Origin of the sequence: Phocaeicola plebeius DSM 17135 (assembly GCF_000187895.1) — a bacterium.
GTDB lineage: Bacteria > Bacteroidota > Bacteroidia > Bacteroidales > Bacteroidaceae > Phocaeicola > Phocaeicola plebeius.
The window spans coordinates 53632-66929 of the sequence record NZ_DS990135.1; the positions used below are offsets into that span (position 1 = coordinate 53632).

Genomic DNA, 13298 nt, shown 5'->3' on the forward strand with positions numbered 1-13298 from the left:
AAATGAGAAAAAACATTGTAGCAGGTAACTGGAAGATGAACAAGAACCTGCAGGAAGGTATTGCATTGGCAAAAGAATTGAACGAAGCATTGACAGCAGACAAACCAAACTGCGATGTAATCATCTGTACTCCTTTCATTCACTTGGCTTCTGTAACTCCTTTGGTAGACAGCTCTATCATTGGTGTAGGTGCTGAAAACTGCGCTGACAAGGTATCTGGTGCTTATACTGGTGAAGTTTCTGCAGAAATGGTTGCATCTACAGGTGCTCAGTATGTAATCTTGGGTCACTCTGAACGTCGTGCTTACTATCACGAAACAGTTGAAATCCTGGAAGAAAAAGTTAAATTGGCTTTGGCTAACAACTTGAAACCTATCTTCTGTATCGGTGAAGTATTGGAAGAACGTGAAGCTAACAAACAGAATGAAGTAGTAGAAGCTCAGTTGGCTTCTGTATTCTCTTTGTCTGCTGAAGATTTCGGTAAAGTAATCTTGGCTTACGAACCGGTTTGGGCTATCGGTACAGGTAAGACTGCTACTCCGGAACAGGCTCAGGAAATCCACGCTCACATCCGTTCTTTGGTTGCTGCTAAATACGGTAAGGAAGTAGCTGAAAATACTTCTATCCTGTACGGTGGAAGCTGCAAGCCTTCTAACGCAAAAGAATTGTTCGCTAATCCTGATGTAGACGGTGGTCTGATTGGTGGTGCTGCTTTGAAAGTTGCAGACTTCAAGGGTATCATCGACGCTTTTAAATAATTCTTTTTTGAATTAGTCAGGAGCGACTTATGAGCACAGAGATGATGTGAGGACGTAGTGCCATCGTATGGTCTCTGTGCTCAATTGACTTTTGTTTTCTATGTCTATCTAAAAATCCGCTTATGCTGAAATATCTTTTATTTGTAGTTTCTGTTTTGTGTGCCGGCGGGGCTTATGCCCAGCAGAACATTATCGAAAGCCTGCAGACCCGTCGGGCAGGAGAAGGTGTAGTGACTATCCACCAGGATGCACAGATTACCTCCTTGATAGGGAAGCGTTATGTGCGTTCTGCCAGTTCGGAGCCGGTAAAGACATTAAAAGCTCGTGGATTTCGCGTACAGGTATACGCTGGGAATAATTCCCGTCAGGCGCGTAGTGAAGCGAATAGGGTAGCAACGAAAGTGAAAGAAGAATTTCCGGAACTTCCGGTTTATACTTATTTTCAGCCTCCTCGCTGGCTGTGCCGGGTAGGAGACTTTAAAAGTATTGAAGAAGCACATGTAACCATGCGTAAATTGAAAGCTACAGGAGTTTTTAAGGAAGTGTCTATTGTGCGTGAACAGATTAATATACCTATAGAATAATGATGACAGATACAAATTCGATAAACTGGCCGCAAGAGAAGGTTGAGAAACTGGTTGGGCATTATAAGGAAATCCTTTCTTTGCTGGGCGAAGACCCTGAAAGAGAAGGACTGTTGAAAACCCCTGAGCGTGTAGCAAAAGCCATGCTGACGCTGACTCGCGGATATGAAATGGATCCGAGAGAAGTGCTGAATGCCGCAAAATTCAAGGAACCTTACAGCCAGATGGTGATTGTGAAGGACATTGATTTCTTTTCCATGTGCGAGCATCACATGCTGCCATTCTACGGAAAGGCCCATGTGGCATACATTCCTAACGGATATATTACGGGTCTGAGTAAGATTGCTCGTGTGGTAGATATTTTTTCTCACCGTTTGCAGGTGCAGGAACGCATGACGCTTCAAATAAAAGAGTGTATTCAAGAAACACTGAATCCATTAGGCGTAATGGTGGTAGTAGAAGCCAAACACATGTGTATGCAGATGAGAGGAGTGGAAAAGCAGAATTCTGTAACGACTACCTCTGATTTTACAGGTGCATTCAATCAGGCCAAGACACGCGAAGAGTTCATGAACCTGATTCGTGCAAAATATTAATATGAAAAAGACTATTTCCCCTTTTATCGTAAGTGGAGAGGGGAAATAGCTAACGTAAAATGACGCGGTCGCCTGCTTTTTGTGCCATTGGAATCTGAATTTCTTGCAACTCTTTGTAATGTTGCATGATTTCCTGACATTTCTCCGGATTGTTATAGATGTCCGGATTGGTTAAAGCCTGCAGGGTATGCTTCATTTCTTCTTCAACAATTGATAGCTTGAAATCAATTAACAACCTGGGAACTAACTCATAAAGTCTTTCTTCATCGGTGATAATTGCCTGTCCTTTGGAGTGGTACTTGCTTAGCTGATAGCGGTCGCTGGCCAGTTCTGCGGCCTGTTTGCTGATTTCCGGATCAGGATGAGTCAGAAAATAGCGCTCAGACACAAAGCCTTCGTCATGCAGATGATTCTCTGCTTCTTTTAGGATACGGCGGTCTAAGGGATAGTGAAACTGCAGTTCATCCTCCTTCAAGCTGGAAGAAATACATTCTATGACAGTGAGCGGTTGCTCTTCTCCGTTTTCATCCTCTAAGTAACACATCACTTTTTCTCCATAGCGGACAATCATTTGTAGGAGGAGCTGTTCCTTCTTGTAGAACAGTTTCTGTTCGTTCCCTTCCAATGGGATATAGGAAAGGTAATTGTCCGTAGGAGCAGGAGTGCTTGTGGGTTGTCCGGCAGGCTGTTCAGCAGTTGGAGGTATATACTCTGCAGCTGTTTCCAGAGGAGCTGGAGGAAGTTGAGTCTCATCCGGTATAGGAATCTCTGTCGGCTGTGTCTCCGGGTAAGTAGTCGGAGGAGCTGGTTGGACATCCTGGGTAGCTTGTCGTTGTTTACGCTGGATTTCCTTGTATTTATTTTCCTGTGCCTGCTCTATCAATTTGTTTACCGCTTCTATCAGGATTTTCTCTTCCATTTGCAGAAGCTGGCTGCACTCGCGTGTATATACGGAGCGCACAATAGAGTCAGGTATCACAGAGATACTTTTTACGATACTGGAAATCAGACTGGCACGTTTGATCGGGTCTTTCCCTGCTTCTTCCATCAGCAAGTTCGTCTTGAAACGGATGAAGTCCACTTCGTGCTCATTGATGTAGGCCTGATAGTCGGTGGCATTATGTTTGCGGGCAAAGCTGTCGGGGTCGTCTCCATCGGGGAGCAGACATACCTTGATGTTCATACCTTCTTCCAGCAGCATGTCAATACCGCGTATGCTGGCCTTGATTCCAGCTCCGTCACCGTCATACAATACCGTAATGTTATTGGTAAAACGATGAATCAGTCGTATCTGGTCGGAGGTCAATGCCGTACCCGAAGAAGCCACCACGTTTTCAATTCCACTCTGGTGCATGGAAATGACATCGGTATAACCTTCTACTAAGAAGCAGCGATCCTGGCGTACAATGGCCTGCTTGGCAAAATAAATGCCATAGAGTTCCCGGCTTTTGTGATATATCTCAGACTCCGGAGAGTTGACATACTTCATCTGTACGTTCTTGGTGGCAGCGCTCAATACACGTCCGCCAAAAGCTACCACTTTTCCCGACAAGGTGTGTACGGGGAAAATGACACGCCCCCAGAAACGGTCGCGAAGTGAACCGTCGTCCTTTCGATAGCACAAGCCAGTCTTTACCAGAAACTCTTCCTGATAACCTTTCTGTTTGGCAGTGCGTGCCAATGCATCGTGACTGTCTGTGCTGTATCCTAACTGGAACTTTTTGATAATGTCATCGCGGAATCCTCGGCTGCGTAAGTAGGTCATACCGATACGCTGTCCGTCGATGTGATTATAAAGTATGTCTTGGAAATACTCAGAAGCAAACTGATTGACTACAAACAAACTTTCACGCAAACTATGTGCTTGTTTTTCTTCGTCGGTCAGTTCCCGTTCCTTTACTTCGATGTGATATTTGTTGGCCAGCCACTTCAGTGCCTCGTAGTAAGAAAGTTGTTCGTGCTCCATAATGAAGTGGACCACATTCCCTCCCTTACCGCAACTGAAACATTTGCATAATCCTTTGCTGGGAGATACACTGAAAGAAGGGGTCTTTTCATTGTGGAACGGGCATAGTCCGATGTAGTTCACTCCTCGGCGGCGGAGGGTGACAAACTCGGATACAACATCTACTATTTGTGCGGCATCCAGTATTCGGTCTATGGTAGCTTGGTCAATCATTTCGAAGGGCGAAAATAATAAAAATAAGTAGAATGTGCAATTGGCCGTAGCAAATCGTGGAATGACAACGATGGTACAGTTAATTGTATGGCATTTTTTCGATGAATAATCGAGCGTTTTGTAAAATGTTTATATTCAGCTGTTTGTGTGATTATTTTGGATAATAGAGTTCAAATTTTGGACAATAGAATTTCTCTTATAGACATTTGCGGCTGTAGTTTGGATATTTCGTTCCATGCTCATGGGAGGCTTATTGTACTTTTGCTACCAGAGTTAACAAATAAAAAGAACTAATATGAGAAAGACTTTATTCTTTTTGTTGCTGGCATCCAGTGCTGCAATGTTTGCGGAGAATTATACAGTGAAATCTCCGGATGAACGTATCCTTGTGAATGTAGAAACAGGAGCTACTACTACGTATTCTGTAACTTTCAATGGTAAAACTATTTTGAATCCTTCTCCTTTATCTATGACTTTTGATAATGGGGTAGTGATTGGCCGTAATATGAAGGTAAAAGATGTTCAGCATCGTACGGAAGACCAGATGTTGACACCTGTAGTCCGCCAAAAGAGCGATAAAATTAGAGATCACTATAATGAAATGGTGTTAAGTGCTGACCAGTATAAACTATATTTTCGTGTATATAATGATGGATTAGCTTATCGCTTCCATACAGATTTTGCTGACTCGCTGAAGGTAATCAGTGAAGAGGTGGACTATTGTTTCCCGGAAGATTATAATACACTTTTCCCTGAAGAAAGAACCATATTGTCTGCACAGCAGCCTTTGTTTAAACCGATGAAATTGTCGGAAATCGGAACTGACCGTTTTTGCAGTACTCCTGTATTGATTAAGGTAGATGATCAGGCACGTATCTTTATCAGTGAATCTGATTTGGAAAGTTATCCGGGTATGTTCTTGAAAAAACAAGGAAAATATGAACTGGCTGGAAAATTTGCTGCTTATTCTTTGGAAGAAGAAAAAACAGACGATCGTCAGATTTTCCCTACTAAACGGGCTGATTATATAGCAAGAGTAAGCGGAACCCGTAATTATCCTTGGCGTGCCATGATTGTAGCAGAGAACGATGCTAACCTTGTAACGAATCAGTTGATTTATAAATTGGCTCCAGAGTCACAGGGAGATTTTTCTTGGGTTAAACCGGGAAAGATTGCATGGGACTGGTATAATGCATTAATCTTGACAGGTGTTGACTTCAAATGTGGAGTAAATAATGATACTTATAAATATTATATAGATTTTGCTTCTAAATACGGTATTGAATATGTGGTGCTTGATGACGGTTGGTCAGAAGCATGGGATGTGACGAAAACAGTTCCAGAAATCAATATGGAAGAATTGGTGGCATACGGTAAAAAGAAAAATGTGGATTTGATTTTATGGGTATCATGGGCTCCTTTCCGTGAAAAACTGGATGAAGCATTCGATTTGTTTAGCAAATGGGGCATTAAAGGTATTAAAATGGACTTTATGAACCGTGACGATCAGGCTATGGTTGATTTCTACTATACTGTAGCCCGTAAGGCTGCCGAGCATAAAATGTTGGTTGATTTCCACGGAGCTTACAAACCGACTGGCTGGTTGAGAACATTTCCGAATGTATTGAGCTCTGAAGGTGTTGCCGGATTGGAAAATCATAAATGGGGAAGCTTTGTTACTCCGGAACACAATGTGACATTACCTTTTACTCGTATGGTAGCAGGTCCGATGGATTATACACCGGGAGCGATGATTAACTTCCATGAGAAAGATCATAAGGTATGGTTTAACTTGCCTGCTTCTGTGGGAACTCGTTGTCATCAGCTGGGTATGTATGTAGTGTATGAAAGTCCGCTTCAGATGCTGGCTGATTCTCCATCCAACTATTATCGTGAAGAAAAATGCATGGATTTCTTGAGTCAGGTTCCTGTGGTATGGGATGAAACACGTGTCTTGAAAGCATCTGTAGGCGAATACATTGTAGTGGCACGTCGCTCTGGTAATACTTGGTTCATTGGTGGTATGGTTGGTAAAAAAGGGCAGAAGTTCGATATTACTCTTGATTTCATTAAGGGAAATAAGACATTGACTTGTTGGGAAGATGGTGTGAATGTAGACCTCCAAGCACAAGATTTTGCTTGTCGTACAAAGAAAGTGAAACAAGGAGACACCATCACGATCAGCATGTATGATGGAGGTGGCTATGTAGCTATTATTAAATAATATATTAACCTGTTTTAATTACCTAATCTAATGAAAACATTTCAATCAACTTCAAAATGCAGGCATATTCTGATGGCAGGAATGCTGGCATGGGGAGTTCTGCCGGGCTTGGCAGTTCCCGAAACGAATGATGCGGCTGTATCTTTAGCGGTTACTCAGCAAAATGTGACACTGAAAGGTACGGTAGTAGACAAAAAGACAGGAGAGCCGATTATTGGAGCGAATGTCATTGTGAAGGGTACGACTAATGGAGTCATCACTGATTTGGATGGAAATTATACCTTGCAGGCACCTGCTGGATCTTTGCTGGAAATTTCGTATATCGGTTATCAGTCTGTTGAAATAAAAGCTACGGCTCAACCTCAAAAAATCCAGTTGGGAGAAGATACAGAAGTGTTGGAGGAAGTAGTGGTTGTAGGTTATGGTGTGCAGAAAAAAGCCACAGTGACCGGTTCTGTTGCAACCGTCAAAGGGAGTGATTTGAAGACAACAGGTAATGCCAATATTACGAATACATTCGCAGGTAAAATACCGGGTGTTGTTGCTACTAACCGTTCAGGTGAACCTGGTAACGATGCTTCTAAGATTTATATTCGTGGTATGGGTACTTTGGGTGATACGAATCCGTTGGTTGTAATTGATGGAGTAGCCGATCCAAATAATGGTTTGAGCAACTTGGAACGTATGAATCCGAATGATATTGAATCAATCAACGTACTGAAAGATGCCTCAGCGGCTATTTATGGTTCTCAAGCTGCTAATGGTGTAATCTTGGTTACGACAAAACGCGGTTCATCTGGTAATGATAAGCCAATGGTCAATTATAGCGGTTCTGTATCATTGACACAAAATACACGTGTTCCGGATTTGATGAATGCGTATGAATACATGACTTATTCGGATGAAATCCGTAAGTATAAAGGAGAAGCTCCTCTTTATGAGAATATTAAGGAAGGCTATCTGGATGGAACTATTGACCGTCTTCAGTATGCAGATACTGACTGGATGGATGCGGTGTTCCGCGACGTAGCTCCTCAAACTCGTCATTCTCTTTCTATTAACGGAGGAACAGATAAGGTTAGATATTACGTTTCAGGTGACTACTCTTATCAGGAACCCATGTATGAAAATACGGAGTTTAATTATAATACTTTCCAGGTACGTTCAAATATTGATGCACAGGTAAGTAAGAATTTGAAGATTGGTGTAGATTTAGACGGACGTAAAGAACGTCGTAATATGGGTATTTATGATTCCTATAAGATTTTCTGGGAAACTACCAATGCTTATCCTTACTTGTACGATTATTATCCGAACGGTTTACCGGGTCCAGGCATTAATCAGGGTAATAACCCTGCTGTATTGGTTTCAGGAAAAGATACGGGTTATGATAAGGTAGATGATTATTTTGTAAACTCTAAGTTTACTTTTGATTTGAAAATGCCTTGGATTACCGAAGGATTATCTTTGTCGGGGTATGGTGCTTTTAATTTCCATTTCCGTAATGAGAAATATTTAATTGATGTATGGGATACTTATCGTTATGATCCTACTACCCAGGATTATATCAAGCAGACTACTAATCCGGAAGGAGGTACTATCAAGTTAACACAATCACATGAAAACAGCCTTTCTCGTACGTTGCACTTGAAACTGAATTATGATCGCACTTTTGGTGACCATCATATCAGCGCCTTTGTGGCTTATGAACAGAATAAATATGACGGAGAGGTATTTGAAGCATTCCGAAATTACTTCTTGAACAGTAAACTGGATTACTTAAGTTTTGGCGGTGATAAGGAAAAGACAAACTCTGGTAGCGGTTATGTTTCTGTCAGACAGAATTTCTTCGGACGTTTGAATTATACATTGAAAGACCGTTATATGTTTGAATTCTCTATTCGTCGTGATGGTTCTATGAATTTTGCTCCCGGTCATCGTTGGGGTACTTTCCCAGGATTGTCTGTTGGATGGCGTTTGAGTGAAGAACGTTTTATTAAAGAAAAAGCCCCGTTTATTAATGACTTGAAGTTACGTGCTTCGTGGGGTAAATTAGGTAATGACCGAATTGATCCATTCCAATATATTAATCCGTATGTGATGGAGGATGGAGCTATTCTTGGAAAGACTCCTTCCATTGGTAAGGCAATTTATCCGGGCGTACTGGCTAATCCTAATGTAACCTGGGAAAAAGTTGATTCTAAGAATGTGGCTGTTGATGGTAACTTCTGGAACGGTATGTTAGGATTTACTGTGGAATATTTCTTCCAGAACCGTAAAGATATTCTGACTGCAAGACAAGCTTCTATACCTTCATACACAGGATTGGGAAATACATTGCCTGATGAAAATCTGGGAGAAGTTAATAATCAGGGTATTGAAATTATGTTGAATCATCGTAATAAAATCGGAGAAGTAAATTATTATATCGGAGGTAACTTTACTTTTGCCCGTAATAAAATTAAATTCTTTGATGAAGCGGCTAACATTCCTGAATGGCAAAGACAAACCGGGGGACCGCTTAACACATGGTTGATGTATAAGACTGATGGAATTTATCAGAATTGGGATGAAGTAAACAACAGTGTACACATGCCAGGAGCACAGCCGGGTGATATCAAATATGTAGATGTGGACAATAATGGAGTAATCAGTGAAAATGACAAGGTTCGCAGCGAAACGGGAAATGTACCTGAAATTGTGTATGGTATCAATTATGGTATTGAATGGAAAGGTCTGGAAGTAAGCATGATGTGGACCGGACAAGGCAGAGCTTCACAGATGATTGTTCCTTATTCTTACAACCAGGATAAAGATTTGTATTATAATCGCTGGATTTCGGAAGAGGAAACTCCTAATTCTAAATATCCTCGTGCTTTTGATAAAGACGATGTGATTAATACACCTTGGAGTGATTTCTGGTTGTATGATGCTTCATTCATTCGTTTGAAGAATGTAGAAGTTGCCTATACCTTACCGCAGAAGTGGGTAGAAAAAATGAAATTGCAGAATGTGCGTTTCTCATTGTCAGGTACAAACTTGTTGACTTTCGATAAGATTAAACTGCAAGATCCGGAATCGGATGCAACAGGTCTTGGTCAGGCTTATCCGTTGGCAAGAACTTACTCATTTGGCATCAATGTGACTTTCTAACCTTTTAAGAAAACTAAGAATATGAAGACAACATTTATAAAAACAATATGCTTCGGAACATTGCTGGCTTCTATGGCGGCATGCGATATTCTGGATGTGGATCCATTGGATACTTACACTGAAGAAGATGTGTTCTCAGATGTAAGTCTGCTGAAATCATACGTACACCGGAATTATAACCTTCCGCAAACTGGATGGGATCATACAGCTTTACGGTATTCGTGTGATGAGTCAATCAATAACTTCAACTGGAACAATTCTTATCAAGTACTGGAAGGATCGGTCACTCCTGACCAGTTGGGTAACCTTGATATTTGGGAAGCCTATTATGAGAATATCAAGAACTGTAATATCTTCTTTGAGCACATGGAGTATGTGAATAAGGTAGACCAGCCGGAGCAGAACTACTTGATTGGAGAAACAACCTTCTTCCGTGCGCTTTACTATATGGAACTGGTAAACCGTTATGGAGGAGTACCGATGATAACAAAATCTTATCAATTGGATGACACGGCTGAGGCTTTGAATGTCAAGCGTGCGAGCTATGAAGAATGTGTGGATTCTATTGTTACTTGGTTTGACCGCGCTGCTAATTATCTTCCAGAAGAATATGCGAGTGATGCAGATTTTGGTCGTGTGACAAAAGTGGCTGCTTTGGCCATGAAGAGTCGTATGCTACTTTATGCTGCCAGTCCATGGTGGGGAGTAAGAACTTATGAAGAAGCTGCCGATGCTGCAGAAGAAGTCATCGAACTTTGTGGAGGCCTTGGTGTTAATAATCTGGATCCGGATTATCAAGGGTTGTTCTTAAATCCTGAAAGTCCTGAGATTATTTTCCAGCGTCTTTATAATCAAGAGTATGGCCATTACTTTGATGCTGAAAACAGCCCGAATGGCTGGCATGGGTATTCTGCTACTTGTGTTACTCAGGAAATGGTTGACAGTTATGAAAAGAGAGGTGGAGTAATGCCTGATACACAGTGGTATGATGATAAGACTACTACAACTGCTAATCCTTGGGAAGATCGTGATCCGCGTTTCTATGCTTCTATCGTATGCGATGGACAGTCATTCCGTGATGGAGAAGCTGAGTTCTATGTCAATGAAGATGGTACAACAGGTGGAAAGGATAGTGAGTATGGAACAGATAACTGGAATTATTCTGAAACTCATTACACCATCCGTAAATTTATGGATGAGGCTCTTATTAACTTGTGGTCCGAAAAAGCATATCATCCTTGGATTTATTGTCGCTTGGCTGAAATTTATTTGAACTATGCGGAAGCGAAATATTTTTGCGGGGATGAGGTTACAGCTCGTCAGTATGTAAACTTTGTACGGGAAAGAGCCCGTAACATGGCTGAAGATCCTACAAACATGTTGCCGGATGTCACAGAAAGTGGAGATGCTTTGTTGAAGAAAATTCAGCAGGAACGCAAGGTGGAACTGGCCTTTGAGGAACATCGTTATTTTGATGTACGCCGTTGGAAAATTGCGGAAGATACGCAAGTGGGACAATTCCATGGCATTAAGATTACTAAAAAAGCCGATGGAACTAAAACATATACTATATCGAATGTAGGTAATCCTCGTAAGTTTATTTCTCCTAATCACTATTTGGCTCCTATTCCGAATTATGAACGTCGTAAGAATAGTGCATTAGAGCAGAATCCGGGATATTCTGACTTATAAGAATAGTAGAGGAAATCTGTTCCTGAATGAAAAATAAAACTTAATTTAGGAACAGATTTCTGATGTTTGTACATACTTAATTTTTAAATCTGTAATTGATGAATTTACTTAGAACAATTTTGATTGGTGGAATTGGATTCACAGCATTAGGAGTAAATGCAGTGGAGACAAGTCGTTGGCACATAGCTCCAGATAATCAGATTATCTGGTCGGTGAACGAAAATATTCCGCATGAGGATCATATAGAGATGAGTGGAAAGGCTGTTTCTGTGGTTCTCCGTTATGGAGTTGACGGTGAGGGAGCTTTTCGCTTGAACAAGAGTATGGTATGGCCGCGTCTGCGAACCATTCCTAATAATACCCATGCCAGCCTGATGCGTCGCTATGATTGGAATCCACTTGCAGGAATTACAGTGAACGGACGTAGTTTGCAACGTGGAGAAAAGGTAAAAGAACTTGGCATAAAAGGTAAATTGCAGGTAAAGAGTGTAGTAAACCAAGGGTATTATGGAGAATGGGAGATTATTCGTGAATATTTTCCGTCTACAGAACTTCCTGCTTTGGTAGAGTTGTATCAGGTGATAAATAAAGGAAAGAATTCACTGGCAGTGGAAATTCCGAAAGATGGTTTCATGGCTCAGACCGATCCGTCTAAAGGAGTAAAGGGAACTTATTTTATTGAAGGAAAACTGCTTCAGAATGGATATTTTACTTTACAGCCTGGGGACACTTTACGTTTCTCTGCTTCCATTTCTGCGCATGATTCAGAAAACAGCAGCCTTGTGCTCGATGCCTGTGCAGAGAAGGTAAAAAGAGAATCGTTAGTAGCTTCCTGGATGAATAATCTGGTACTGGAAACCCCAGACCCTGTGATAAACCAGATGTTTGCATTTTCAAAGATACGCGCTTGCGAAAGTATCTATGAAACTCAGGGAGGCCCTATGCATGGTCCGGGAGGAGAGTCGTATTATGCAGCCATTTGGGCTAACGACCAGGCTGAATATATCAATCCTTATTTCCCTTATACTGGCTATGAATACGGAAATGTTTCAGCTTTAAATAGTTTCAAGCATTTTGCTCGTTTTATAAATGATGAATGGAAGCCTATTCCGAGTTCAATTGTAGCTGAGGGACTGGATATCTGGGCTGGAGTAGGCGATCGTGGAGATGCTGCCATGATTGCTTATGGAGCTTCTCGTTACGCTTTGACTCGTGCAAGCCGTGAAGAAGCCGAAGAGTTGTGGCCGCTTATTTCCTGGTGTCTGGAATATTGTCACCGGAAATTGAATGAAGGAGGAGTGGTAGCTTCGGATACGGATGAGCTGGAAAATCGTTTCCCTTCAGGAGATGCCAATCTTTGTACCTCTTCTCTTTATTATGATGCCTTGATTTCGGCTGCATATTTGGCTAAGGAATTAGGAAAGGGAAATAATGTGGCAAATACTTATAGAAAGCAAGCTTCTACATTACGTAAGAATATTGAAACATATTTTGGAAGTACAGTAGAAGGTTATTCTACCTATGCCTATTATAAAGGAAATGATGTACTTCGTTCCTGGATTTGTATTCCTCTGACAATGGGTATTGACGAACGAAAAGAGGGTACTATTCAAGCATTGTTCTCACCACGGTTGTGGACAGAAAACGGATTGCTTACACAAGCAGGAAGCGAGACTTTCTGGGATCGTTCCACACTTTATGCTTTGCGGGGAGTATACGCGGCTGGCGAAACAGAAAAAGCCACTGAATATTTACAGCGCTACTCTAAAACCCGGTTGCTGGGTGAACATGTTCCTTATGCCATTGAGGCATGGCCTGAAGGAGAACAACGGCATCTTTCAGCAGAAAGCGGTTTGTATGGTCGTATCATCACCGAGGGCTTGTTTGGTATCCGTCCCATTGGATTTAAGTCGTTTACTTTGACTCCTCGCCTTCCGCAAAAATGGAATCAGATGGCACTGCATCACGTACGTGCTTTTGGGGCAGACTTTGATTTAATGATTCAACGCCAGGGGGCAGGAAAGTTGCAAGTCATAATGACTACAAGCCAAGGTAAGAAGAAGGTTTATAACCTGAAAGAAGGGAAAACAATCACAATCAATTTGAAGTAAT

8 protein-coding genes are annotated in these 13298 nt (G+C 41.6%); 7 read left to right on the forward strand and 1 reads right to left on the reverse strand.

Translation table 11 applies throughout. The annotated features are described in order from the left end of the window. The first annotated feature begins 2 nt into the window (after nt 1-2). The 3 genes from tpiA (at nt 3) to folE (ending at nt 1938) form a co-directional block, all read left to right on the forward strand. Entirely contained in the window at nt 3-758 is a 756-nt protein-coding gene (gene tpiA / locus BACPLE_RS17900; protein WP_007564579.1) for a triose-phosphate isomerase, read from the forward strand. 122 nt (nt 759-880) lie between these two features. Further along, complete coding sequence (locus tag BACPLE_RS17905) at nt 881-1342, forward strand: SPOR domain-containing protein (protein WP_007564581.1); 462 nt, start codon at nt 881-883, stop codon at nt 1340-1342. A 2-nt stretch (nt 1343-1344) separates the two neighbouring features. After that, nucleotides 1345-1938, forward strand: a complete 594-nt coding sequence (gene folE / locus BACPLE_RS17910) for a GTP cyclohydrolase I FolE (RefSeq protein ID WP_040313471.1) — start codon at nt 1345-1347, stop codon at nt 1936-1938. A gap of 49 nt (nt 1939-1987) precedes the next feature. Here the strand turns inward: folE and dnaG are convergent, their stop codons facing one another. Continuing rightward, a complete protein-coding gene (gene dnaG / locus BACPLE_RS17915; RefSeq protein ID WP_007564585.1) occupies nt 1988-4117 on the reverse strand; it encodes a DNA primase in 2130 nt (709 codons plus the stop codon). Nucleotides 4118-4412: 295 nt separating this feature from the next. Here dnaG and BACPLE_RS17920 point away from each other — a divergent pair, with 295 nt between their 5' ends. From BACPLE_RS17920 to BACPLE_RS17935, 4 genes are all read left to right on the forward strand, one after another. Next, complete coding sequence (locus BACPLE_RS17920) at nt 4413-6341, forward strand: glycoside hydrolase family 97 protein (protein ID WP_007564587.1); 1929 nt, start codon at nt 4413-4415, stop codon at nt 6339-6341. Nucleotides 6342-6371: 30 nt separating this feature from the next. Then, entirely contained in the window at nt 6372-9494 is a 3123-nt protein-coding gene (locus BACPLE_RS17925; RefSeq protein WP_040313458.1) for a SusC/RagA family TonB-linked outer membrane protein, read from the forward strand. A gap of 21 nt (nt 9495-9515) precedes the next feature. After that, complete coding sequence (locus BACPLE_RS17930; protein ID WP_007564591.1) at nt 9516-11186, forward strand: RagB/SusD family nutrient uptake outer membrane protein; 1671 nt, start codon at nt 9516-9518, stop codon at nt 11184-11186. Between the two features lie 98 nt (nt 11187-11284). After that, the gene (locus tag BACPLE_RS17935; RefSeq protein WP_007564593.1) at nt 11285-13297 is read left to right on the forward strand and encodes a glucosidase family protein; all 2013 of its coding nucleotides are present in this window, start codon (nt 11285-11287) and stop codon (nt 13295-13297) included. Nucleotide 13298: the final 1 nt, after the last annotated feature.

What these genes read in the sequence shown, in the direction of transcription:
- BACPLE_RS17925 (WP_040313458.1), top strand. Translation starts at nt 6,372, where the DNA reads ATGAAAACATTTCAATCAACTTCAAAATGCAGGCATATTCTGATGGCA.
- BACPLE_RS17935 (WP_007564593.1), top strand. Translation starts at nt 11,285, where the DNA reads ATGAATTTACTTAGAACAATTTTGATTGGTGGAATTGGATTCACAGCA.
- BACPLE_RS17930 (WP_007564591.1), top strand. Translation starts at nt 9,516, where the DNA reads ATGAAGACAACATTTATAAAAACAATATGCTTCGGAACATTGCTGGCT.
- dnaG (WP_007564585.1), bottom strand. Translation starts at nt 4,117, where the DNA reads ATGATTGACCAAGCTACCATAGACCGAATACTGGATGCCGCACAAATA.
- BACPLE_RS17920 (WP_007564587.1), top strand. Translation starts at nt 4,413, where the DNA reads ATGAGAAAGACTTTATTCTTTTTGTTGCTGGCATCCAGTGCTGCAATG.
- folE (WP_040313471.1), top strand. Translation starts at nt 1,345, where the DNA reads ATGACAGATACAAATTCGATAAACTGGCCGCAAGAGAAGGTTGAGAAA.
- tpiA (WP_007564579.1), top strand. Translation starts at nt 3, where the DNA reads ATGAGAAAAAACATTGTAGCAGGTAACTGGAAGATGAACAAGAACCTG.
- BACPLE_RS17905 (WP_007564581.1), top strand. Translation starts at nt 881, where the DNA reads ATGCTGAAATATCTTTTATTTGTAGTTTCTGTTTTGTGTGCCGGCGGG.